This is a genomic window from Janthinobacterium sp. RA13 (genome assembly GCF_000745325.1).
Taxonomy (GTDB): domain Bacteria; phylum Pseudomonadota; class Gammaproteobacteria; order Burkholderiales; family Burkholderiaceae_D; genus Janthinobacterium; species Janthinobacterium rivuli.
In genome coordinates this window covers 5,345,463-5,370,713 of record NZ_JQNP01000001.1, presented here as the reverse complement: position 1 = coordinate 5,370,713, position 25,251 = coordinate 5,345,463, and the positions used below count along the sequence as shown (strand labels likewise).

Below are 25,251 nucleotides of genomic sequence, written 5' to 3'. Positions count from 1 at the left end.
CTAGGCGCCGGCATGCGCCGCTTGCACGGCCATGACCGCCTTGAGGATTTCCTCGCTGGTGGCAGGCGCATTCAACGGTGGCTGCACGGCATGATGGCCCACGCTGGAAATGGCGTCGCGGATGGCAAAGAACACGGAAAACGGCAGCAACAGCGGTGGCTCGCCCACGGCTTTGGAACGGTGGATGCTGTCTTCCACATTGCGGTTCTGGAACAGGTTCACACGGAAGTCTTCCGGGCAATCGGAAATGCCGGGAATTTTATACGTCGATGGCGCGTGCGTCATCAGCTTGCCCGCCGCATTCCACCACAGCTGCTCCGTCGTCAGCCAGCCCATGCCTTGGATAAATGCGCCTTCTACTTGACCCAGATCAATCGCGGGATTGAGCGACTGGCCCGCATCGTACAAGGCGTCCGCGCGCAGCAACTTCCATTCACCGGTCAGGGTATCGACCACCACTTCGGCCACGGCCGCGCCATACGCATAATACGAAAACGGATGCCCCGTCATCGTCTTTGCATCCCACGACAAGCCCGGTGTGGCATAAAAACCGTCCGACCACAGTTGCACACGAGCCAGATAGGCCTTCTGCACCAACTCGGCAAATGGCACGGCATGGCCATTCACGTGGATATGGTTGTCGAAGAAACGCACGGACACCGCTTCACCGCCGTACAGTTTGACCGCGTAATCGGCCAGGCGTTCACGGATCTGGCGCGCCGCATCCTGCGCCGCCTTGCCGTTCAGGTCGGCGCCAGTGGACGCCGCCGTAGCCGACGTGTTCGCCACCTTGCTGGTGTCGGTGGCCGTGGCCCGTACTTTGTCCAGGTTCAGCCCCAGCTCGTGCGCCACGACTTGCATGACCTTGGTATTGATGCCCTGCCCCATTTCCGTGCCGCCATGGTTGACCAGCACGGAGCCATCCACGTACACGTGCACGAGCGCACCGGCCTGGTTCAGATGCGTGACGTTGAAGGCGATGCCGAATTTCAAGGGCGTGAATGCCAGGCCCTTCTTCAACACGGGACTGGCCTCGTTGTAGGCATCGATGGCGCGGCGGCGCGCCCGGTAATCGCTGCTCTCTTCCAATTCGGCAACGAGTTCATGGATCACGTTGTCGACGATTTTCTGGCCATACGGCGTGACGTTGCGCCCTTCTACATCGTTGCGGCCGTAGAAATTGAGCAGGCGGATATCGAGCGCATCGCGTTGCAAGTGGCGGGCGATTTCATCGATCACGTACTCGATGGCAATGGCGCCCTGCGGCCCGCCAAAGCCGCGGAAAGCCGTGTTCGACTGCGTGTTCGTCTTGCCGCAGGCGGCGCGGATATCCACGTCGGACAAATAATAGGTGTTGTCGAAGTGGCAGACGGCGCGCGTGGCAACGGGGCCGGACAGATCCGCCGAGTAGCCGGCGCGCGTGGTCATGTCGACCTTGGCGGCAAGGATACGGCCATCGTCGTCGTAGCCCACTTCGTACTCATAATAAAAACAGTGGCGCTTGCCCGTCACCAGCATGTCGTCGTCGCGGTCGGCGCGCAATTTCACGGGACGCTTCAGTTTCGCCGCCGCGATCGATGCGGCCGCCGCCCACAGGGCCGACTGCGATTCCTTGCCGCCAAAACCGCCGCCCATGCGTCGGCATTCCACGGTGATGTTATGCGAATGCACGCCCAGCGCATGCGCCACCACGTGCTGCATCTCGCTCGGATGCTGCGTCGAACACAGTACCAGCATGCCCTGCGCTTCCTTCGGAATCGCGTAGGAAATCTGTCCTTCCAGATAAAACTGTTCCTGTCCGCCCACATACAGCTGCCCCTTGACCACGTGCGGCGCGCCCTCGAACGCGGCCTGGTAGTTGCCGCGCGTCAGTTGCATCGGCGGCAGCACGTACGATTGCGCGGCCTTGGCCGCTTGCGGCGTCATGATCGCGGGCAATTCCTCGTACGATACCTGCGCCAGGCGGGCGGCGCGGCGCGCATGGTCATGTGTATCGGCCACCACGATGAAGATGGGCTGGCCCACGTATTGCACCAGTTCCGCAGCCAGGATGGGATCGTCATGGATGATGGGGCCGCAATCATTGGTGCCGGGAATGTCGTGTGCCGTGTAGACGGCAATGACACCCTGCGCGTTGCGCACGGCCGACAAATCCATGGCCGTGATGCGCGCATGCGGCTTTTGCGACAGGCCCAGCGCTGCGTGCAAGGTACCCTGTAATTCGGCGATATCGTCCGTGTACGTCGCTTGCCCCAGCACATGCAATTGCGCCGACTCATGCGGGCGGGGCTTGCCCACGGCGGCCCAGACGGCTGCTTGCAATTCGGGCGTGGCAGGATGGTTCATGCTGGTCCTTTCAGGCGCGGCAAGCGTAGGCGTTGACGGCGGTGCGTTGCAAAGGCGCACCGGGGCGTGTTTCCAGCCAGAAGCGGCGCAACAGGTTTTGCGCCGTCGTCATGCGGTAGGTATTCGACGCGCGCATGTCCGACAGGGGCGCGTAATCGTCGGCCAGCAAGCGCATGGCGATAAGCAAATTGTCTTCCGTCCACGCCTGTCCGCGCAAAAACGCTTCCGTTTGTGCGGCGCGCTGCGGCGTGCCCGCCATGCCGCCAAAGGCGATGCGCGCGTCAACAATGCGCTCGCCATCGAGCTCAAAGGCGAACGCGGCGCACACGGCCGAAATATCCTGGTCAAAGCGTTTCGCCAGTTTATACGTGCGGAAATGCACATCGGCACGCGGCAAGGGCACGCGCACGGCTTCGACGAATTCTCCGGGCTGCAAATCTTTCTTTTGGTAAGCCAGATAGAAGTTTTCCAGCGGCATGATCCGCTGGCCACCTGGACCGCGCAACACGATTTCGCTGCCCAGCGCTATCAGCCACGGCATCGAGTCACCGATGGGCGAGCCATTCGCCACATTGCCGCCCAGGGTACCCGCGTTGCGTATCGGCAAGGAAGCAAAGCGCTGCCACAGCTCAGACAGCTCATCAGGATAATGCTGGCACAGCGCCGCATAGGCATCGTTGAGGCTGGCGCCGGCGCCGATGTGCAGCTTGCCATCGTCCACGGCGATGGTTTTCAGCGCCGCGACGTTGCCCAGATAAATAATGTCGCCCAGGTCGCGCAGCTGCTTGGTCACCCACAAGCCGATATCGGTGGAGCCGGCCAGCAGACACGCTTGCGGCTTTTCCGCGCGCAGCGCCACCAGTTCATCGATGCTGCGCGGCGCGTGGAAGTGCTGGCCGCCATGTTCATACGTAGTCAGGCTGCTACGCTGCAGCGCCTGCAATTGCACACGCAACGCATCGCGGTCGAACATGACGTGCGGCAATTCGCCCATGCGTTTGGCCGCATCGATGATGGGCCGGTAACCGGTGCAACGGCACAGATTGCCCGACAGGGTGTCGTCAATTTCACAGCGCGTGGGCGTCTCGCCGTTTTTTGCCAGATACATGCCCCACAAGGACATGACAAAACCGGGCGTGCAAAAACCGCACTGGGAACCGTGGCATTCGACCATCGCCTGCTGCACCGGGTGCAAGGCGCCGTCGGGTTGCTGCAAGTCTTCCACGGAAAACAGGGCCTTGCCATCGAGGGTGGGCGTGAGCTGGATGCAGGCGTTGACGGCTTTCATCTCGACCTGGCCATCGACCAGGCTGCCAATGACCACCGTGCAGGCGCCGCAATCGCCCTCGGCGCAGCCTTCCTTGGTGCCCGTGCAATGCAAGTCCTCGCGCAGGTGCTGCAACACAGTCTGCGTAAGGGCGGCGTCGCGTACTTCCTGTACGGCACCACGGTAGTAAAAGCGGATCGGTTCTGACATGCTGGCCTCGGTATAGTCCCAGTATAGGAGATTAACACCGGCATATGAGACAACTATATGCAAAGACTGATTTTACTTATCATCTTATCTCAATAGAACTCAGTCCTGGAATGGATGCGTCGCATGCCAATGTTCGGCGATATCGATGCGGCGCGTGATCCACACCTGCTCATGGCCCTGCACATAGTCGAGGAAGCGCGCCAGCGCCGCGGCCCGTCCAGGCCGCCCAACCAGGCGGCAATGCAAGCCTACGGACAACATCTTCGGCTGATTCAAGCCGTTCGGATCGCCTTCCGCATACAGCACATCGAAGGCATCCTTCAGATAATCAAAAAACTGCGTGCCCGAATTAAAGCCCTGCATGGCGGCAAAGCGCATGTCGTTCGTATCCAGGGTGTAGGGCACGATCAACTGCGGCTGCACGGCCGGCATGCCGGCGGCATCCATGTACGCCACTTTCTCCCAGAATGGCAGGTCGTCTCCGTAATAATCAGCGTCGTAGCGGAAACCGCCATGCTCGACTACCAGTTTGCGCGTATTCGGCGAATCGCGCCCGGTATACCAGCCTTGCGGAGCGGAACCCGTCAATTCGCGAATGATCTGCACAGCTTCGCGCATGTGTTCGCGTTCCGTCGCCTCGTCCATGTTTTGGTAGGAAATCCAGCGCAAGCCGTGGCAGGCGATTTCATGCCCCAATTGCTGGAAGGCGGCTACCGCCTCCGGATTGCGTTTCAAGGCCATCGATACGCCGAAGACCGTCAATGGCAGGCGCCGCTCCTCGAACATGCGCAGCAAGCGCCACAGCCCGGCGCGCGAACCGTATTCATAAATCGACTCCATGCTCAGGTGGCGCGCGGGAAAGGCGGCCGCACCGATCATCTCCGATAAAAACGTTTCCGACGCGGGATCGCCATGCAGCACGCTGTTTTCCGCCCCCTCCTCGTAATTGAGGACGAATTGCAGCGCGATGCGCGCCTTGCCCGGCCATTGCGGATGGGGTGGCGTGCGGCCATAGCCGATCAAGTCGCGTGGATAATCTTCGTAATTGTTCATGCGGAGGCGCGCCTATAAGAGGACAATGTTGGCTATATGCCCAATCATATAGCCAGGCGCAGTCGCCGGTATATGATTTGCACGATAAGCACATTCACTCACCCTATATACAGGATAGCAAATGGGAAAACTCAGCACGCATGTACTCGATATCGCCCACGGCAGGCCGGGAGCCGGCGTCAAAGTGGCCTTGTTTTCAGTTGCGCCGGAAGGAAAAGTGCTATTGAAGATGGATATGACCAATAGCGACGGCCGCTGCAGCACGCCATTACTGGAAGGCGACAGTATGAAAGCGGGCCAGTATGAACTGGTGTTCAATGCAGGCGACTATTTCGCCGCCCAGGGCGTAGAACTGCCATCGCCCCGCTTCATTGACCTGGTCACCCTGGCCTTCGGTATTGCGCATACGGATGAGAATTACCACGTGCCGCTGGTGGTGTCGCCCTGGTCGTATTCTACTTACCGCGGTAGCTGATGCCACGAGGCCAACAATGTTGTCGGATTACGCTACGCTAATCCGACCTACCGGACTTTACATGACCGTAGGTCGGCTTAGCGCGCAGCGCGTAAGCCGACAAGCAACACCAGCGTCAAACAAAACCACCAGACGTAAAAAAACCCCAACCAGATCACCGGAAGGGGTTTTTTCGAATAACAAGCCTGACGATAACCTACTTTCACACTGGTTGCAGCACTATCATCGGCGCAAAGTTGTTTCACGGTCCTGTTCGGGATGGGAAGGGGTGGGACCAACTTGCTATGGTCATCAGGCATAACTTGTACTGGCATTTGTCCTCAGTGGAGCGACAAAGCCTGAATCTGGAAGAAGCAAAGATTGGGTAATGAATAGTAGTATCAACACACACGCAACGTTGTACCGTCTTATCCTCTGTACCTGCTAAGGTTATAGGGACAAGCCGTACGGGCAATTAGTACTGGTTAGCTTAATGCATTACTGCACTTCCACACCCAGCCTATCAACGTCCTGGTCTCGAACGACCCTTCAAAGAGCTCAAGGCTCTGGGAAATCTCATCTCAAGGCAAGTTTCCCGCTTAGATGCTTTCAGCGGTTATCTCTTCCGAACTTAGCTACCCGGCAATGCCACTGGCGTGACAACCGGTACACCAGAGGTTCGTCCACTCCGGTCCTCTCGTACTAGGAGCAGCCCCCTTCAAATTTCCAACGCCCACGGCAGATAGGGACCAAACTGTCTCACGACGTTTTAAACCCAGCTCACGTACCACTTTAAATGGCGAACAGCCATACCCTTGGGACCGGCTACAGCCCCAGGATGTGATGAGCCGACATCGAGGTGCCAAACTCCCCCGTCGATATGAACTCTTGGGAGGAATCAGCCTGTTATCCCCAGAGTACCTTTTATCCGTTGAGCGATGGCCCTTCCATACAGAACCACCGGATCACTATGTCCTACTTTCGTACCTGCTCGACTTGTCAGTCTCGCAGTTAAGCACGCTTATGCCATTGCACTATCAACACGATGTCCGACCGTATCTAGCGTACCTTCGAACTCCTCCGTTACACTTTAGGAGGAGACCGCCCCAGTCAAACTGCCTACCATGCACTGTCCCCGATCCGGATAACGGACCAAGGTTAGAACCTCAAACAAACCAGGGTGGTATTTCAAGGTTGGCTCCACGAGAACTAGCGTCCCCGCTTCAAAGCCTCCCACCTATCCTACACAGATTGGTTCAAAGTCCAATGCAAAGCTACAGTAAAGGTTCATGGGGTCTTTCCGTCTAGCCGCGGGTAGATTGCATCATCACAAACATTTCAACTTCGCTGAGTCTCGGGAGGAGACAGTGTGGCCATCGTTACGCCATTCGTGCAGGTCGGAACTTACCCGACAAGGAATTTCGCTACCTTAGGACCGTTATAGTTACGGCCGCCGTTTACTGGGACTTCAATCAAGAGCTTGCACCCCATCATTTAATCTTCCAGCACCGGGCAGGCGTCACACCCTATACGTCCACTTTCGTGTTTGCAGAGTGCTGTGTTTTTATTAAACAGTCGCAGCCACCAGTTTATTGCAACCCTTTCACCCTCATGGAGTAAACCAATCAAGCTACCGGGGCGTACCTTTTCCCGAAGTTACGGTACCAATTTGCCGAGTTCCTTCTCCCGAGTTCTCTCAAGCGCCTTAGAATACTCATCTCGCCCACCTGTGTCGGTTTGCGGTACGGTCTCGTATGACTGAAGCTTAGAGGCTTTTCTTGGAACCACTTCCGATTGCTTCGTGAACAAGTTCACTCGTCTCAACCCCTTGAATTCCGCACCCGGATTTGCCTAAGTGCCTTCTATGAGCCAAAAACCAACTATTCCAACAGTTGGACAACCTTCCGCGATCCGTCCCCCCATCGCATCATACGACGGTGCAGGAATATTAACCTGCTTCCCATCAGCTACGCATCTCTGCCTCGCCTTAGGGGCCGACTCACCCTGCTCCGATGAACGTTGAACAGGAAACCTTGGGCTTACGGCGTGGAGGCTTTTCACCCCCATTATCGCTACTCATGTCAGCATTCGCACTTCTGATACCTCCAGCATCCTTTACAAGACACCTTCGCAGGCTTACAGAACGCTCTCCTACCATATATATCTGTGATAAATCACAGAACAATATCCGCAGCTTCGGTGACTGGCTTAGCCCCGTTACATCTTCCGCGCAGGACGACTCGATCAGTGAGCTATTACGCTTTCTTTAAATGATGGCTGCTTCTAAGCCAACATCCTGACTGTTTTAGCCTTCCCACTTCGTTTTCCACTTAGCCAATCTTTGGGACCTTAGCTGGCGGTCTGGGTTGTTTCCCTCTTGACGCCGGACGTTAGCACCCGACGTCTGTCTCCCAAGCTCGCACTCATCGGTATTCGGAGTTTGCAATGGTTTGGTAAGTCGCAATGACCCCCTAGCCATAACAGTGCTCTACCCCCGATGGTGATACTTGAGGCACTACCTAAATAGTTTTCGGAGAGAACCAGCTATTTCCAAGTTTGTTTAGCCTTTCACCCCTACCCACAGCTCATCCCCTAATTTTTCAACATTAGTGGGTTCGGACCTCCAGGGCGTGTTACCGCACCTTCATCCTGGCCATGAGTAGATCACTTGGTTTCGGGTCTACACCCAGCGACTGATCGCCCTATTCGGACTCGATTTCTCTACGGCTTCCCTATATGGTTAACCTTGCCACTGAATGTAAGTCGCTGACCCATTATACAAAAGGTACGCAGTCACGGAACAAGTCCGCTCCTACTGTTTGTATGCACACGGTTTCAGGATCTATTTCACTCCCCTTCCGGGGTTCTTTTCGCCTTTCCCTCACGGTACTGGTTCACTATCGGTCGATTACGAGTATTTAGCCTTGGAGGATGGTCCCCCCATATTCAGACAGGATGTCACGTGTCCCGCCCTACTTGTCGTACGCTTAGTATCACCGGTCCAATTTCACATACGGGGCTATCACCCACTATGGCTCCTATTTCCAGAGGATTCTGTTATCGGTCCGACTATCACGTACAGGCTCTTCCCATTTCGCTCGCCGCTACTTTGGGAATCTCGGTTGATTTCTTTTCCTGCAGCTACTTAGATGTTTCAGTTCGCCGCGTTCGCCTTGCATACCTATGTATTCAGTATGCAATACCCTAAAAGGGTGGGTTGCCCCATTCGGAAATCTGCGGATCAAAGTGTGTTTGCTCACTCCCCGCAGCTTATCGCAAGCTACTACGTCCTTCATCGCCTGTAATCGCCAAGGCATCCACCATGTGCACTTATTCGCTTGTCCCTATAACGTTAGCCTCTGATTACCTAAATAATCAAAGATCGCTACAGGGATAAGAAAGTACAACGTTGTTGCTTGTTTGTTGATACATACAATCATTACCCATCGATTCGCTTTTTACGGCAAACCGATCAATAAATAATCTTTACTTCTTCCAGATTGTTAAAGAACATACAGCACTTGATCTCGAAAAGACCAAACCTAAATCCCGGTGTTGAACTCAACACTGATTTACGTTTGAACTTTTGGTGGAGGATGACGGGATCGAACCGACGACCCCCTGCTTGCAAAGCAGGTGCTCTCCCAGCTGAGCTAATCCCCCTATGGGTATTTCCAGACTACAGAAACTGGTAGGGCTGGTTGGACTCGAACCAACGACCCCCGCGTTATCAACACGGTGCTCTAACCAGCTGAGCTACAGCCCCAAATGCTGTTCTTTATATTAACAGCCGATAAGTGTGAACATTTGATGCGTGAATCATTGCTGATTCGTGCAAACTCTAGAAAGGAGGTGATCCAGCCGCACCTTCCGATACGGCTACCTTGTTACGACTTCACCCCAGTCACGAATCCTACCGTGGTAAGCGCCCTCCTTGCGGTTAAGCTACCTACTTCTGGTAAAACCCGCTCCCATGGTGTGACGGGCGGTGTGTACAAGACCCGGGAACGTATTCACCGCGACATGCTGATCCGCGATTACTAGCGATTCCAACTTCATGCAGTCGAGTTGCAGACTACAATCCGGACTACGATACACTTTCTGCGATTAGCTCCCCCTCGCGGGTTGGCGGCGCTCTGTATGTACCATTGTATGACGTGTGAAGCCCTACCCATAAGGGCCATGAGGACTTGACGTCATCCCCACCTTCCTCCGGTTTGTCACCGGCAGTCTCATTAGAGTGCCCTTTCGTAGCAACTAATGACAAGGGTTGCGCTCGTTGCGGGACTTAACCCAACATCTCACGACACGAGCTGACGACAGCCATGCAGCACCTGTGTACTGGTTCTCTTTCGAGCACTCCTCAATCTCTCGAGGATTCCAGCCATGTCAAGGGTAGGTAAGGTTTTTCGCGTTGCATCGAATTAATCCACATCATCCACCGCTTGTGCGGGTCCCCGTCAATTCCTTTGAGTTTTAATCTTGCGACCGTACTCCCCAGGCGGTCTACTTCACGCGTTAGCTGCGTTACCAAGTCAATTAAGACCCGACAACTAGTAGACATCGTTTAGGGCGTGGACTACCAGGGTATCTAATCCTGTTTGCTCCCCACGCTTTCGTGCATGAGCGTCAATCTTGACCCAGGGGGCTGCCTTCGCCATCGGTGTTCCTCCACATATCTACGCATTTCACTGCTACACGTGGAATTCTACCCCCCTCTGCCAGATTCTAGCCTTGCAGTCTCCAATGCAATTCCCAGGTTGAGCCCGGGGATTTCACATCAGACTTACAAAACCGCCTGCGCACGCTTTACGCCCAGTAATTCCGATTAACGCTTGCACCCTACGTATTACCGCGGCTGCTGGCACGTAGTTAGCCGGTGCTTATTCTTCAGGTACCGTCATTAGCAAAAGATATTAGCTTTCACCGTTTCTTCCCTGACAAAAGAGCTTTACAACCCGAAGGCCTTCTTCACTCACGCGGCATTGCTGGATCAGGCTTTCGCCCATTGTCCAAAATTCCCCACTGCTGCCTCCCGTAGGAGTCTGGACCGTGTCTCAGTTCCAGTGTGGCTGGTCGTCCTCTCAGACCAGCTACTGATCGATGCCTTGGTAGGCTTTTACCCTACCAACTAGCTAATCAGATATCGGCCGCTCCACGAGCATGAGGTCTTGCGATCCCCCACTTTCATCCTTAGATCGTATGCGGTATTAGCGTAACTTTCGCTACGTTATCCCCCACTCTAGGGTACGTTCCGATATATTACTCACCCGTTCGCCACTCGCCACCAGAGCAAGCTCCGTGCTGCCGTTCGACTTGCATGTGTAAGGCATGCCGCCAGCGTTCAATCTGAGCCAGGATCAAACTCTTCAGTTTAATCTCTGTTACTTTGCCGTTTTACCGGCACCATCATTGCTGATGGGTCGCTCACTCAAAAAACTGACAGGCCACTACTTTCGTAGCGCCTATTTCATTATTTCTTGTGAACATTTGATATTTTAAGTTTTACAGCGATCCGAAAATCGCTGCTGCACTTACATCAAATGCCCACACTTATCGACTGTTAATTGTTAAAGAACTGTATTCGGTACTGCTTTCGCGCTATCGACAAAGCGTTGTGTTTGTCAGCTGCGAAGAAGGAAGAGTATGAAGCGTTTGCAGCATTTCGTCAACCTTCTTTTTTCACCCTGCCTTACTCTGCATTTGCATGCGTCGTTCAGCGAGGGGGCGAATTATAGCCCTGCTCCGCGTGCCCCGCAAGGGCTATTTTTCCGTCCTGCGAAACGGCCCTGGCACCACACTTGCTTATACAGCCCTATGCACTGTCCACTGAAAGGAGCAACTCTGGGCCTGGCAGCAACACTGGGGATAGCCCGGTTCGCTTTGCTTTGCTCCCATCTGTGACAGGTGCTACATTATGGAACACTCTCGATATTCAAAAGAGCGCCCGGTACAGGGCCCAACGGAGGCAACGAGATCATGTATCAACCGTCAGCTACTTACCGTAGCGCACCGTTTTCGTCCATCGCGGACGCGAACATTTTGCCGGCAGGACAGGACAACGTCCCCGTCATCATTGAAACTTCCCATCAGCGCTCCGTCGCCTTTGGCCTGTCGCCCACGGCCACGCCCGACTTTACGCCGGCGGGCAAATCCGACCTGTCCTTGCTGATCGAGCAAAACCGCTTGCTGCACGCGCATGCGCTGCCCGCCATGGAAACTCTGTACCAGCAAATCGTCAATACGCACAATATGGTGATCTTGACGGATGCCAACGGCGTGATCGTGCATTCGCTGGGCGATGATGATTTTCTGGAGAAAGCCAACCGGGTGGCTTTGCAGCCGGGCGTGGCATGGTCGGAACAAAGCCGCGGCACGAATGCCATCGGCACGGCCATCACGGAAAAAGTACCGACCCTGGTCCATGCGGACCAGCATTACCTGGCTGCCAATCATTTCCTGACCTGCTCCGCCGCACCGATCACCGACCACCGGGGCAACGTCATCGGCGTGCTGGACGTATCGAGCGACCAGCGTAGTTTCCACAAGCATACGATGGCCCTCGTGCGCATGTCGGCGCTGATGATCGAGAACCAGCTGTTTTCCGCCACCTTCGAAGATGCCATCACCGTGCACTTCCACGCGCGCCCCGAATTCATCGGCACCTTGATGGAAGGCATCGCCTCGTTCACGCCGGGTGGACGGTTTTTATCGGCCAACAAGAATGGCCTGTTCCAACTGGGCCTGTCATTTGCCGCGCTGCAATCACACACATTCAGTTCCCTGTTCGGCTTGCCAGTTTCGGCCCTGTACGACCATTACCGCACGGCCTCGCCCGGTTTGCTGAACCTGTGCATGCACAGCGGTGTGCGCGTGTATGGGCGCGCGCAGTTGCGCCTGTCCAATAGCGTCTTCCAGCACGGCTTTGCTGCCAGCACCGATCAGAGCGATATCAACGCCGCATCGGCCCAGGTTCCCGCACCGGCCAGCCATGCGGCCAACGCGGCGCGCCGCCTGTCCGGCCTGCGCTATCTGCGCACGGGTGACCCGCAACTGGAACTGGTGATCGAAAAGGTCAACAAGGTATTGGGACGCGACATCCCCATCCTCGTCATGGGCGAAACGGGCACCGGCAAGGAATTGCTGGCGCAAGCCATCCACAACGATTCGCCACGGGCCATGGGACCGTTCATTGCCGTCAATTGCGCATCGATTCCGGAAACCCTGATCGAGTCCGAACTGTTTGGCTATGAGGACGGGGCGTTTACGGGTGCGCGCAAGAAGGGTGCCATCGGCAAGATCCTGCAAGCCAATGGCGGCACCCTGTTCCTCGATGAAATCGGCGACATGCCGTTTGGCTTGCAGGCGCGGCTGTTGCGCGTGTTGCAGGAACGCATGGTTACGCCGCTGGGCAGCAGCAAATCGATCACCGTCAATGTGGAACTCATTTGTGCCACGAATCACAACTTGCGCGAACGCATGGCCAAGGGCCTGTTCCGCGAAGATTTGTATTACCGCCTGAATGGCCTGGTAGTAAAACTGCCGCCGCTGCGCGAGCGCACGGACCTGGACACGGTGGTGAAAAAAATCCTCGCCACGGAAGCGCCCGACACGCGCTACACGGTGGCGCCGGATATTCTGCGCATGTTCCACCAGCATAAATGGCCGGGCAACTTCCGCCAGTTGACGAACCTGTTGCGCACGGCCATCGTCATGGCGGGCGACGAACATGAAATCTGTCTGCGCCACATGCCCGATGATTTCCTCGACGATATTGAAATGACGCAAGCGACTGCCGCCAGCGCCAGCACGGACCGTATGATCGCGGCCGGCGCCAATCTGGAAGAAATGGAACAAAGCGTCATTCTCAAATCGCTCGATGCCCACGGTGGCAATGTCTCGGCCACGGCGCGGGCCCTGGGCGTGTCCCGCAACACGATCTATCGCAAGGTGCCGCATCTGAAATAGCCTACATTAGAAGGGAAAAGCCGGGCGACATCTCACGCCGGCCCTGCTTGTCGATGGTCATCAGGTCAACGCCTTCCATTTGCGCGGCCATCGCATGCGCGCGCGCCGCGCCCGTCACCATGAAGGTCGTCGACAAGCCATCGGCCAGCAAGCCCGTGGGCGCCAGCACGGTCACGCTGGCCAGTTCGCGCGGAGAATCGCCCTTCGATGGATCGAAAATGTGGTGATGTACGAAGTCGGGCGTGAACGTACACTCGTAATCGCCCGACGTGGCCACGCTGCGCCCTTCCACTTTCAAGGTGGCCGCGAGTATTTCTGCGTCACGCGGATCCTGGATACCCAGGGTCCACGGGCGGCGTACGGAACGCTGTCCGCGCGCAACGAATTCGCCCGTGTCCAGCAAGGCGTGCCGTATGCCGCGCGCCTGCACGGCGGCCAGCGCCATGTCCGCCGCATAACCTTGCGCCAGGCCATTCAAGGTCAGCGCCATGCCAGGCCGAAGGAAACGCACTTCCCGCCTATCCCACGCCAGTTGCCGCCAGCCTACCCGCGCCTGCGCTGCGCGCCGCAATGTGTCCGTCGGCAAGCTTGCCTGGTCTGCCGCCGCGCGAAACAGCTGCCATAAAGGCTGCACGGTGATATCAAACGCCCCATCGCTCCATTGCGACAAGGCTTGCGCCTGCGACAGCACGGCCAGCAGATGCGCGTCCGGCCGGGCCAGGCGGCCATCGCGGTTCAGCTGAAAGACTTGGCTGGCCGGGCTGTAAATACTCATCAAGCGGTCGATATTCCTGGCCGCATGCAAGGCGTCTTCAACGGCCAGTTCCGCCTGGCGCTGATCGTGGTGCAACACGGTGATGGCGATCGTCGTGCCAAACGCCAACGCGGCGCCTTGATAAGGCCGCACGCCGGATGCCGTGGCCGTGCCGCGCGCCATGCTGCCAGGCAAAATAACGCCCGCCATGCCGGCCACGCTGCCGATCGCTGCGGAAATAAACGTTCTACGCTGCATCGCTGCTCTCCTCTGCCGTGGCCCGGACGATGGGAATGGTGCGGGCACGCTTGATTTCCAGCATCAAGGGTGCGCATTTTTCATCGCTGGCGTAAATCACCACGCAATCCATGCACTGGAAACACTCACCGTAATCGATTTTCCCACTGGGCGCGATGGCGTGATGTTCGCAACGGTGGCGGCAAGTCTGGCACGGTGTGCCGCATTCCTTGCGCCGCGGAATCCAGTTGAACAGGCGAAAGCGCCCCAGCAGCGCCAGCGCCGCGCCAAACGGGCACAGGTAACGGCAAAAGAATTTATAGGAAACACTGCTGAGCAGCAGCAAACCCACGGCATACGCAACGAAGGGCCAGGCGCGCACGAAATTCAGGGTAATGGCCGTCTTGAACGGCTCCAGCTCGACCAGCTTGTCGGTGAACTGGCTGGGAAATAGGCTGCTGCCAAGTATGGCCGCCAGCAAGCCATACTTGATCCATTTCAAGCGCCCATCGAGGCGCGGCTTGATCTTCCACTGCGGCAAGCGCAGCCACTGGCCCAGCTTGCCAGTGAATTCCTGCAGCGCGCCAAAGGGACACAGCCAGCCGCAAAACGTGCCGCGCCCCCAGACCAGCAGGCTGAGCAGCACGAACGCCCACAGGATCACCGTCATCGGATCGAACAGGAAAAAGCCCAGGCTGCGCCCCGCCAGCAGCGCCTGGATGACACCCGTGATATTGACAATCGATAACTGCCCCTGCGCGTAATAGCCGATGAAGCCGATGGTAAACAACAGGAACAGACGGCGGAACCAGGCAAATTGCCGCCCGTCGCGCACCAGGCGTTTCTGCCAGGCCAATGCGCCGGCCAGCAGCGCCAGCCCGGCGGCCAAGAACAGCAACTCAGCCTTGCGGTTTTTCCACGTGCCGCGCCACGTGGCATCGTCGCCTTGCGGCGCCGTATAAAAATCAGCCGGCAGGCGGTAATTGAAATCCACGTTGCGCGCGATGCGTTCCGGATACACGATGCCCTTGCTGCGCGTGATCGGTAGCGTGAACGCCAGCGGACTGGCCGCATCGAGCCCCGCCTGGCTGATGATGCGAAACACGGCGACATTTTCCGTCGGCAACGTAGCCGTATCGGACAAGCTCAATTCCAGGTCCAGGTCGCGCATGTCGATGGGCAAGCCATCTTGCTTCAGTAACAAGCGGTCCGGCACGGTGCCGCGCACGAAATCGTCGCCCAGCACGCTGTAGCGCCCGCGCGACATGATGAGGATGGCGTGGTCGCCCTCCTCCAAGCGGTTGCGCAATTTGTTCCAGCTGCGTTCCGTCAACAGATTGCGTCCCACGCTGGGCACGGATACATACGCCAGGTACAGGTCGATGAACACGCCGTCCGGTTCGCGCGTGGCTTCCACATCGAGTCCCGCGCCGGGGCTGCCGGCAAACAGGCTCTCCACATCCTTGTTGCTTAAGCGCACATGCTGGATCAAGCCCTGTGCGAGCATCTGCGTCACGCTGCGCTTCTCGAATACCTCCATGCGGATGCGGGCGATCTGGTCCGGGTCGCGGCCTTGCGCGAAACCCAGTTTTTTGCGCGACACTTTCAATGCCGACGCGAGCACACTTTGGTTGATGATGCGCACGGAGGCCGTGGCCTTCGACACGCCATCGATATCGGCATGGGTCGCATCTGGCGCGCGTTTGGTTCTTGCATCGATGGCGATATTCTGTTTCAGCGACAAGCCCTGGTACTGTTTGACGAATTGAAACAGCGGCGCTTCACCTAGGCCATCGAGAAACACGGGTTCGTGCTGCGACAGTACGGCGACGTCGAGAAAGCTGCCTTTCGGATCGATGGCGATCAGCAGATTGACGGGCACGCCGGAAAAGCCGGGAATCGACGCCAGGTCCACCGATTCGAAAACGTAGCCGGCCAGTTCCGTGGCCGTGGCATTTTGCCGGAACAAGGGCCAGACGGGCAAATCGGCCTCCTTGTCGCCCACGACGATGGGCGCAGGAAAGCGCCGCGCCAGTTCGGCTTTGGTCAGCACACCGGCCCAAGCCTGTCCCAGGATAAACAGGAATAGCCAGCAGGCTATGAACAAGCGCAGTATCCGCATTCACTAAACTCCGTGCGGCGCCCTGTCGCAAGGCGCCGCATTTATTGGTTAGAAGAAAATAATGCCGCCCAGGGACACGCCATTCATCTTCGCTTCGCCGCCCGCAAAGCCTTTCGAGCGCGTCTGGCCCAGCTCGCCCACCAGGGTGATCGCGCTGTTGAGCGAGTAGTACGCGCCCAGAGTCAGGTTGGCGTTCGACTTCAAGCCGCCCGTGCCCACCGTGTTGTCGTCGTTCTTGCTGATGCCGTAAGACAAGCCCAGCTTCAGCTTGTCCGTCGTTTTATACGTGCCTTGCAGCAGCCAGTTCTTCGACTTGGTATCGCCCTGGTCCGCATCGGACAAGATACCGAGCCCTTTGCCGCCCTGGAAGTTGAGCAGCACGCCAGCTGGGCCCATCTGGTACGAGCCGCCCACTTCCACGCCGCGCATGGTCAGGTCATCGACACCTGGCGTCTTCGACGTGAATTTTTGCGACTTCACGCCGAGCCAGGCTTTCAAGCCTTCTTGCGCATACGTCAGCTGCGCCTGCACTTGCGGACTCGACTTCGAAGAATAGGTTGAGCCTGCCACGATGGGCGTATCGGAGACGGGGCTGACCAGCGCCACGTCAACGCCAACGCCGCCCGACTTCGGCGAGCTGTACATGATCTGGCCATAGTTGCCCAGATACGTGTAGCCGGCGCCGATATGGCCCAGGGTCACCCGCCCCCGCTGCGTCGCCTGCACCGGTGCGCCCGAACCCAACAAGGTCATGTCGGACAAAATCGCATTTGCGCCGAAAATGCCATAGTCGCGGCCCAGCTTGAAGGTGCCCATGCGTTCATTGCCAAACGTAAAGAAGGCCTGGCGTACGTCGACCACGCTGTTCTGGCTGATGGCGCTGTCCGTGGCCGTCGAGTTGTAGATCCCGATCAAGGCTTTCACGTCGTACTCGCCCAGCCGCGATGAAGCCGAGGTGATCAAGCCGTTCGGCAGCAAGCCATTGCCGATGGTGGTGCGGTCCTTCTCGCCGCCGCAACCGAGCGCCTGGCCGCCCAGCGCCAGCCCGCCCACCGCATCGCCCGAACACGACACTTGCGTGTAATAGGCGTTGACGATGCCGCCTACCGATACGGTCCAGTCGCCGGCCTTGATATCGACGGCTTGCGCCTGTCCCACCGCTGCGATTGTCATGACACCCAGGCTCCCCAGCTTGATCCATGTGTTCATTGCGTCTCCTCTTTCTTCTCTGTTTTTAGTGTGCACACCAATGATTGATGTACCTCAAGCTTTGGCAATAAGCGTGCCCAGCACGGCTCAGAGGGAGAAAGAGAAAAAGCGTATTTAAGGTGTGCAGCAGCGGATCAATCGCCACTGATAGTGTTCATTTTTTGACCGCAAGTAGGCGTATCGGGCATACAAGTAGGCGTATCGAGCATACAGGTAAACAAAAAACTGACGGCCTGGACCGTCAGCAAAAAGAAAACACCCGGCGGACAGGGAGACACCCATCCGAGTGGCCCGGATGCTTCACCCCGTTACTTCGATGCCAGCTTGAAAACCCACACGGAACCGCCCTGCTCCAGGAAGTTGACTTTCTTCGCCACTTCGCCGCCCCACAACGGCACCGCGCCGCCCCAGCCGGAAACGACGGCTACATATTGCGTGTCGCCATCCTGCCAGGTGACGGGCGGCGCCACGACGCCGGAGCCCGTCTGGAATTTCCACAGTTCCTTGCCCGTCTTCGCGTCGACGGCTTTCAGGAAGCCTTCCGGCGTGCCGTAGAACACCAGGTTGCCGGCAGTGCTCATCACGCCGCCCCACAGCGGCGCGTTGTTCTTGATTTCCCACACGATCTTGCCCGTCTTCGGATCGACGGCGCGCATGGCGCCGATGTAGTCGTCAAACAAGGGCTTGATGGTGAAACCGGCACCGAGGAAAGCGCCGCCCTTCTTGTAGCTGATCGGCTCATTCCAGATATCCATGCCCCATTCGTTCGCCGGCACATAGAACAGCTTGGTTTGCGGCGAGTACGCCATCGGCATCTGGTTTTTGGCGCCGAGGAAAGCGGGCGCGGCAAACACGGTCGTGCCCTTCTTGCCCTCCTCTCCCTTGGTCGGGTCGCCAGGGCGGCCGGCGGCGATGTAGTTCGGCCGGCCCGTCTTCAGGTCGATGCTGCTGGCCCAGGTGATTTTCTTCACAAACGGAAAGGCGTTCTGCAGCTTGCCCGTGCTGGCGTCGATCACATAAAAGAAACCGTTGCGGTCGGCCTTGCCGCCGTAGCGCTTGCCATCCATGTCGAAGGTGACGAACTCGTTGGCGCCGTCGAAATCCCAGGCATCGTTCGGCGTGTTTTGATACGCCCATTTGATCTGTCCCGTTTTCACGTCCAGCGCCACGGTGGACGACGAGTACAGATTGTCGCCGGGACGCAAATGGCTGTTCCATGGCGCCGGGTTGCCGGTGCCAAAATACGCGAGCTTGGTTTGCGGATCGTAAGTGCCGCCCATCCACGTCGAGGCGCCGCCCGTTTTCCACAAGTCGCCCGGCCAGGTCTTGTTCACCGTTCCCGAAATGCCGTTATCGATGGCCTTGCCATCCTTGTCGTAGCGGTGGCCCATGTGTCCCTCTACCGTTGGCCGAGTCCACACGAGGTCGCCCGTCATCGGATTGCGCGCTTCGACCCGGCCGACGATGCCAAATTCCCCGCCCGACACGCCCGTCAGCAGCAAGCCTTCGGCGATCAGCGGCGCGGCCGTCATCGAGTAGCCGGCCGCATAATCGTCGACTTTTTCCTTCCAGACGATCTTGCCCGTGTTCTGGTCCAGCGCCACCAGGTAGGCGTCGAGCGTGCCGAAAATCACCAGGTTGCCGTACAGGGCCGCACCGCGGTTGACCACGTCGCAGCATGGCATGATGCCGTCCGGCAAGCGATGCTCATATTTCCACAGCTTGGCGCCCGTTTTCAAGTCGACGGCAAAGATGCGCGAATACGAGGCCGTGACGAACATCTTGCCGTTGTGAATCAGCGGCTGCGATTCCTGGCCACGCTGCTTTTCGCCGCCAAACGAGAACGACCAGGCCGGCACCAGCTTGGCCACGGTCTTGTCATTGATTTGCGTCAACGGCGAATAACGCTGGCCCTGCGTGCCCATGCCAAACGACAGGACACTGGCCGGATTCTTCGCCGTGCTGTCGAGCATGGCATTCGTGACATTGCCCACGTCGGCCGCCTGGGCCAATGAGGCCAAGGATGCCAATCCCAAACCGACGAGTATCCCCATGATTTTTTTCTGCACAATCATCTCCCTCTGTTTTATTAGTATGTGTGTGTGTCAAGTCTTGCGGTGCTCATGCGGCTGGGCATGCAACAGCGCGCACTCTTCATCGGTGAACAGGCGCGAGCGCGTCAAAAAGCGCTTGCCCGTGCCGTTGTCGAGTGAAAACATGCCGCCATTGCCATCGACCACATCGATAATCAACTGGGTATGCTCCCAGTACTCGAATTGCTCGAGTCCCATGTAAAACGGTGTGCCATTCAAATTGCCGAGATAGATGTCGGTGTCGCTGACATCGAACTCGCCCAGCGCGTAGCACATGGGCGCGCTGCCGTCGCAGCAACCGCCCGACTGGAAAAACATCAGCGGGCCGTGACGCTGGCGCAACTTGTCCATCATTTCCAGCGCCGCATCGGTGGCGACCACCCGGGCAATTGCTGCACTCATGGCATCCCTTTCTGCGCGCCGCGCCCGGACGACAAGCGCGGCGCGTGTACCGGTTTAGAAGAAGCCCAGCGCTTTCGGGCTATAGCTCACCAGCAAGTTCTTCGTTTGCTGGTAGTGATCGAGCATCATCTTGTGGTTTTCGCGGCCGATACCCGATTGCTTGTAGCCGCCGAACGCGGCGTGGGCCGGATACAGGTGGTAGCAATTGGTCCACACGCGGCCCGCCTGGATGGCGCGTCCCATGCGGAAGGCGCGCGAACCGTCACGCGTCCACAGGCCGGCGCCCAGGCCGTACAAGGTGTCGTTGGCGATCGCCAGCGCTTCGGCCTCATCCTTGAAGGTCGTGACGGACACGACGGGCCCGAAGATTTCTTCCTGGAAGATACGCATCTTGTTATTGCCCTTGAACACGGTCGGACGCACGTAGTAGCCGCCTTCCAGGTCGCCCGCCTGCGTGTTGCGCTCGCCGCCGGCCAGCACTTCGGCGCCTTCCTGGCGGCCGATGTCGAGGTAGGACAGGATTTTTTCCAGCTGCTCCTGCGACGCCTGCGCACCGATCATGGTGGACGAGTCAAGCGGGTTGCCCTGCTTGATGGCCGCCACGCGCTTCAGGGCGCGTTCGATGAATTTCTCGTAGATCGATTCCTGGATCAGCACGCGCGACGGGCAGGTGCATACTTCGCCCTGGTTCAGCGCGAACATGGTGAAGCCTTCCAGGCACTTGTCGAAATACTCGTCGTCCGCATCCATCACGTCTTCAAAGAAGATGTTCGGCGACTTGCCGCCCAGCTCCAGGGTGACGGGAATCAGGTTTTGCGCGGCGTAACCCATGATCAAACGACCCGTGCCCGTTTCGCCCGTAAAGGCGATCTTGGCGATGCGCTTGCTCGACGCCAGCGGCTTGCCCGCTTCCAGGCCGAAACCATTGATGATGTTCAACACGCCCGGCGGCAGCAGGTCGCCGATCAGCTCGATCAACACCATGATGGACGCTGGCGTCTGCTCGGCCGGCTTGAGTACCACGCAATTGCCAGCAGCCAGGGCTGGCGCCAGTTTCCACACGGCCATCAGGATCGGGAAATTCCATGGAATGATCTGACCCACGACACCGAGCGGCTCGTGGTAGTGGTAGGCATAGGTTTCCGCATCGATTTGCGCGACGGAACCTTCCTGCGCGCGGATGCAGCCGGCAAAATAACGGAAATGGTCGATGGCCAGCGGAATGTCGGCATTCATCGTTTCGCGGATCGGCTTGCCGTTGTCAATGGTTTCCGCCGTGGCGATCAGGCTCAAGTTCTGCTCGATGCGGTCGGCGATGCGGTTCAGGATATTGGCGCGCTCGGCAGGCGAGGTCTTGCCCCAGGCATCCTTGGCGGCATGCGCGGCGTCCAAGGCCAGCTCGACGTCCTCCGCCGTGGAGCGGGCGATTTCGCAAAACGGCAAGCCGGTGATCGGCGTGATGTTGGGAAAGTATTCACCTTTTACTGGGGCAACGAACTGACCGCCGATGTAATTGTCATAGCGTTGTTTGAAGGGATTGGCTACGCCCAGTTTGCTGATATCTGCGAGATTCATGTCGTCCTCTATCGGGTTAATTAGAATGGAATTACTTAATTAAAGTCAAACGTCCTGGTACAGATGGGGTGAGTACACGGAGTCTTCCGCAAATGCCGTGCCAGCTCGCCATCCCACTACAAACTTAGCCGGTTTTACCCTTGTTGCAAGGGCGCGGTGTCAATACCGGCCCGCTTTTCAGCGCATGCCCGGGCTTGAGCCGCTGCACAATGGAACAGGTGTACCAGACTGGAACACCTGCGCCTGTGCCACTAGCGAATCACCACGCCCCATGGCAATTCGCCCACGGCAATATCGGCCACCTTGCGCGCGCTGGCCGTGTCGATGACGGAAACGCTGTTCGAGCGGCCATTGGCCACGTACAGCTTGGCGCCATCGGGCGTGATGGCCATATTCCACGGGCGCTTGCCGACGGGAATGGTGGCCGTGACCTGATGACTGGCCGTGTCGATCACCATCACCGTGCCGTCGATACCGTTCGAGACATACACCTGCTTGCCGCCGGGATGGACGGCGATGCCATTCGCATTCTTGCCCGCAGGAATGGTGGCGATGGCCTTGCGCGCGGCCATGTCGATGACGTAGACGGCATTGACCAGTTCGCACGCCACGTAGGCACGGCCCGAGTCCGGACTGAAACCGATGCCGCGCGGGCGCAAGCCCACGGCAATGGACGCGACCTGGCGGCGTTGTGCCACATCAATGACGTCGACTTGCTCGGCCTCTTCCGCGCTGACCAGCAGCCAGCGCCCATCCGGGCTAAAGACTGCATGTTCCGGGTTACGTCCGTGCACCTTGATATCGGCAAGCAAGCTGCCGGTATGCCCGTCGAGCAAGGCCACGCTATTGTTTTCCTCGACGGCCACGGCCACATGACTACCATCTTGCGAGGCACTGACACCTTCCGGCGACTTGCCCAGCGCCACCGTGCGCACGGGCGCCTCGCCAGCGTTATCGATCAGCAGCAAGGCGCTGTTGGCCGCGTCCGTGACAAACAATTGCCGCCCGCTGGGGTCGGCGGCGATGCCGCGCGGACGCTTGCCCGCGGCGATCTGGCGCACGACCTGGTCGGTCGCCGTATCGATCACGCTCAAGGTGCCCGATTTTTCATTAGGAACATAGGCAAAGGGAGCGGCCTGGACGGCGGTGCTGGCGAGCGCAGGCAACAGCCAGAAAACTTGGCGCAAGCGCAGGAAGAAGTTGGGCATAATCACCTTTCGATGGCAAAACACAGGAAAAGCGCGCGGCATCGGCGCATCTGAACATTGCTGCATGCAAACGCCGTGCCACTGACACGCGTATAATTTCAGCCCACCAATGGAGACATGGCAGGCATATTGCTTGATACAACTATGCAGACCTGCGCCGCGCACGCGACCAAAGCAGGCTTTTATTCACATTGGAGAATCCGCATGCAGCATCGTTTCCGCCTGAACACCATCGCCAGCCTGTTTGTCGCCGGCAGCGCCACCCTCGCCCCCCACGTCTTTGCCGCCGAGGCAGCTGACCTGGCCAACGGGCAACTGATGGATACGGTGGTCGTCAGCGGCAGCCGCATCGCCCACCCCAGCCAGGAAGTGCCGGCCTCGATCGACGTCGTCGACAGCGCCCGCATCCAGGATGGCCAAATCCGCGTCAACGCGTCGGAAGCGCTGGCCGCCGTGCCAGGGCTGGTTGTGCAAAACCGCCAGAACTTCGCGCAAGACTTGCAGATCTCGTCGCGCGGCTTCGGCGCCCGCTCGGCCTTCGGCGTGCGCGGCGTCAAGCTGATCAGCGATGGCATTCCCGCCAGCATGCCCGATGGCCAGGGCCAGGCCGCCACGTTCAACCTCGATACGGCCGAGCGCATCGAAGTGCTGCGCGGACCGTTTTCTGCCATCTACGGCAACCATTCGGGCGGCGTGATCCAGCTGTTTTCCAAAGATGGACAAAATCCCCCGTCCGTCGAATTGAATGTGACGGGCGGCAGCTACGGCACCAACAAGGTGGACTTGACGGCACAAGGCCAGGCAGGCGGCATCGGCTACGTGCTCGACGGCTCGCGCTTCCGCACCGATGGTTTCCGCGACCACAGCGCCGCCACGCGCGAACAGGCGTTCGGCAAGATCACCGTCAAGCCGACGGCGGACAGCAAGCTGACCATCGTCGCCAACAGCCTGCATCAGGGCAACACACAAGATCCGCTGGGCGCCACCTGGGCCACGTTTGCCCGCGACCCGCGCGCCGGAGAAACCGATGCGAGCGACACGCAGAACCCGAAGCGCACCCTGGCCGAGCGCTACAACACGCGCAAGAGTATCGACCACCAGCAAATCGGCGCCACCTATGAACAGTCGTTCGGCGACGACCGCCTGCATGTGATGGTGTATGGCGGCAACCGCGACGTGATCCAGTACCAGGCTTTTACCAAAGGCTTCCAGGCACCGCCCAGCCATTCAGGCGGCGTGGTCGACTTCCAGCGTGAGTTCTACGGCATCGACACCAACTGGCTGCACGTGAACCAGTTGGCAGGCGGCAAGCTGAGCACGACCATCGGCATCGATTACGGCCGCTCCAGCGACGACCGCACGGGCTATGAAAATTACATCGGCAACACGTTTGGCGTAAAAGGCAAGCTGCGCCGCGACGAGCAAAATGTCGTCTCCAGCCTCGATCCCTATATCCAGGCGGAATGGCAAAGCGGCCCATGGCTGCTCAGCGCAGGTTTGCGCTACAGCAAGATGAAAGTGGCGGTCGACGACCATTTCCTCGGCAATGGCAACGACAGCGGCAGCCTGGAGTTCAGCCACACGACACCGGTGCTGGGTCTGCTGTATAAACTGACGCCGAACGTCAACGTCTACGCCAGCGCCGCGCGCGGCTTCGAAGCGCCCACCTTGAATGAACTGTTTTACTCGGGCACCGGTGGCGGCTTCAATTACCAGCTGAAACCGGCCACCAGCACCAACCTGGAAGCGGGCATCAAGGCCAGAATCGCCAACAACACCCACGTAAACGCGGCCGTGTTCCAGATCAAGACCAACGACGAGCTGGTGGTCGACAAGTCCAGCGGCGGGCGCACCAGCTATCGCAATGCAGGTAAAACCTTGCGTCAGGGTATGGAAGTGTCGCTGGACTCGAACTTGCCATATGGCTTCACGACAAAAGTAGCCCTCACCAGCCTGCACGCCGTGTATGACCAGGCGTTTGGCAGCGTGCGCGAAGGCAGCCGCTTGCCGGGCGTGCCCAGCGCCAATCTGTTCGCGGAACTGGCCTGGAAAGACACGCTCGACCGTTTTGGCGCGGCGCTGGAAAGCCTGGCCAGCAACCAGGTCTACGCGGAAGACAGCAACATCGAAAAACCGGCGCCCGGCTATACGGTGTTCAATGCGCGCTTCAACGCCAAACAAAATGTGGGGAATTGGCGCTTCAAGGAATTTGCCCGCCTGAACAATCTTTTCGACAAGACCTACGTGGGCTCCGTCATCGTCGGCGACAGTAACAAACGCTACTATGAAGCGGCGCCGGGACGCAACTGGTTGTTAGGTGTCAGCGCGCAGTACAGTTTCTAAAACAAAAAGC

Annotated in this window: 13 protein-coding genes, 2 tRNA genes and 3 rRNA genes; 3 read left to right on the top strand and 15 right to left on the bottom strand. The window is 58.3% G+C overall.

Annotation, left to right across the window (positions count from 1 at the left end; genetic code table 11):
- The 3 genes from xdhB to puuE form a co-directional block, all read right to left on the bottom strand.
- The gene (xdhB, locus tag FG13_RS23830) at window positions 1–2,346 is read right to left on the bottom strand and encodes a xanthine dehydrogenase molybdopterin binding subunit (protein ID WP_035824949.1); all 2,346 of its coding nucleotides are present in this window, start codon (window positions 2,344–2,346) and stop codon (window positions 1–3) included.
- Window positions 2,347–2,356: 10 nt separating this feature from the next.
- Window positions 2,357–3,823, bottom strand: a complete 1,467-nt coding sequence (gene xdhA / locus FG13_RS23825; RefSeq protein WP_035824946.1) for a xanthine dehydrogenase small subunit — start codon at window positions 3,821–3,823, stop codon at window positions 2,357–2,359.
- 99 nt (window positions 3,824–3,922) lie between these two features.
- The gene (gene puuE, locus FG13_RS23820) at window positions 3,923–4,876 is read right to left on the bottom strand and encodes an allantoinase PuuE (protein WP_035824944.1); all 954 of its coding nucleotides are present in this window, start codon (window positions 4,874–4,876) and stop codon (window positions 3,923–3,925) included.
- Window positions 4,877–4,997: 121 nt separating this feature from the next.
- On the opposite strand from puuE, the gene uraH reads away from it, so the two are divergent.
- On the top strand, window positions 4,998–5,351 hold the full coding sequence (gene uraH, locus FG13_RS23815; RefSeq protein WP_035824942.1) for a hydroxyisourate hydrolase: 354 nt from the start codon (window positions 4,998–5,000) through the stop codon (window positions 5,349–5,351).
- A gap of 183 nt (window positions 5,352–5,534) precedes the next feature.
- On the opposite strand, the gene rrf is transcribed toward uraH, so the two are convergent.
- The 5 genes from rrf to FG13_RS23790 form a co-directional block, all read right to left on the bottom strand.
- Window positions 5,535–5,647: ribosomal RNA gene (gene rrf / locus FG13_RS23810) — 5S ribosomal RNA — on the bottom strand.
- Between the two features lie 137 nt (window positions 5,648–5,784).
- Window positions 5,785–8,674, bottom strand: a 23S ribosomal RNA gene (locus FG13_RS23805).
- A 243-nt stretch (window positions 8,675–8,917) separates the two neighbouring features.
- Window positions 8,918–8,993 (bottom strand) — tRNA-Ala (locus tag FG13_RS23800).
- Between the two features lie 26 nt (window positions 8,994–9,019).
- Window positions 9,020–9,096, bottom strand: a tRNA-Ile gene (locus FG13_RS23795).
- 79 nt (window positions 9,097–9,175) lie between these two features.
- Window positions 9,176–10,706: ribosomal RNA gene (locus FG13_RS23790) — 16S ribosomal RNA — on the bottom strand.
- The 16S, 23S and 5S rRNA genes sit together here with 2 tRNA genes alongside, the layout of an rRNA operon.
- 603 nt (window positions 10,707–11,309) lie before the next feature.
- Between FG13_RS23790 and FG13_RS23785 the strand changes: the two genes are divergently transcribed.
- On the top strand, window positions 11,310–13,298 hold the full coding sequence (locus tag FG13_RS23785) for a sigma-54-dependent Fis family transcriptional regulator (RefSeq protein ID WP_225243952.1): 1,989 nt from the start codon (window positions 11,310–11,312) through the stop codon (window positions 13,296–13,298).
- Window position 13,299: 1 nt separating this feature from the next.
- On the opposite strand, the gene FG13_RS23780 is transcribed toward FG13_RS23785, so the two are convergent.
- The 7 genes from FG13_RS23780 to FG13_RS23750 form a co-directional block, all read right to left on the bottom strand.
- Window positions 13,300–14,310: an FAD:protein FMN transferase gene (locus FG13_RS23780; RefSeq protein ID WP_035824940.1), complete on the bottom strand. Its 1,011-nt coding sequence runs from the start codon at window positions 14,308–14,310 to the stop codon at window positions 13,300–13,302.
- Window positions 14,300–16,342 carry a 4Fe-4S binding protein gene (locus FG13_RS23775; protein ID WP_235211795.1) on the bottom strand — a complete coding sequence of 681 codons (2,043 nt, stop codon included), beginning with the start codon at window positions 16,340–16,342 and terminating at the stop codon, window positions 14,300–14,302. The genes FG13_RS23780 and FG13_RS23775 overlap by 11 nt, the downstream gene beginning before the upstream one ends.
- A gap of 117 nt (window positions 16,343–16,459) precedes the next feature.
- Window positions 16,460–17,620: a porin gene (locus FG13_RS23770; RefSeq protein WP_051959389.1), complete on the bottom strand. Its 1,161-nt coding sequence runs from the start codon at window positions 17,618–17,620 to the stop codon at window positions 16,460–16,462.
- A gap of 308 nt (window positions 17,621–17,928) precedes the next feature.
- A complete protein-coding gene (locus FG13_RS23765; protein WP_268747031.1) occupies window positions 17,929–19,674 on the bottom strand; it encodes a PQQ-dependent methanol/ethanol family dehydrogenase in 1,746 nt (581 codons plus the stop codon).
- Window positions 19,675–19,725: 51 nt separating this feature from the next.
- Window positions 19,726–20,115: a DUF779 domain-containing protein gene (locus tag FG13_RS23760; protein WP_034756816.1), complete on the bottom strand. Its 390-nt coding sequence runs from the start codon at window positions 20,113–20,115 to the stop codon at window positions 19,726–19,728.
- A gap of 54 nt (window positions 20,116–20,169) precedes the next feature.
- On the bottom strand, window positions 20,170–21,690 hold the full coding sequence (gene adh / locus FG13_RS23755) for an aldehyde dehydrogenase (protein ID WP_035824933.1): 1,521 nt from the start codon (window positions 21,688–21,690) through the stop codon (window positions 20,170–20,172).
- A gap of 251 nt (window positions 21,691–21,941) precedes the next feature.
- Window positions 21,942–22,898, bottom strand: a complete 957-nt coding sequence (locus FG13_RS23750) for a beta-propeller fold lactonase family protein (RefSeq protein ID WP_081922691.1) — start codon at window positions 22,896–22,898, stop codon at window positions 21,942–21,944.
- 204 nt (window positions 22,899–23,102) lie between these two features.
- Here FG13_RS23750 and FG13_RS23745 point away from each other — a divergent pair, with 204 nt between their 5' ends.
- The gene (locus FG13_RS23745; RefSeq protein WP_035824930.1) at window positions 23,103–25,241 is read left to right on the top strand and encodes a TonB-dependent receptor family protein; all 2,139 of its coding nucleotides are present in this window, start codon (window positions 23,103–23,105) and stop codon (window positions 25,239–25,241) included.
- The last annotated feature ends 10 nt before the right edge of the window (window positions 25,242–25,251 follow it).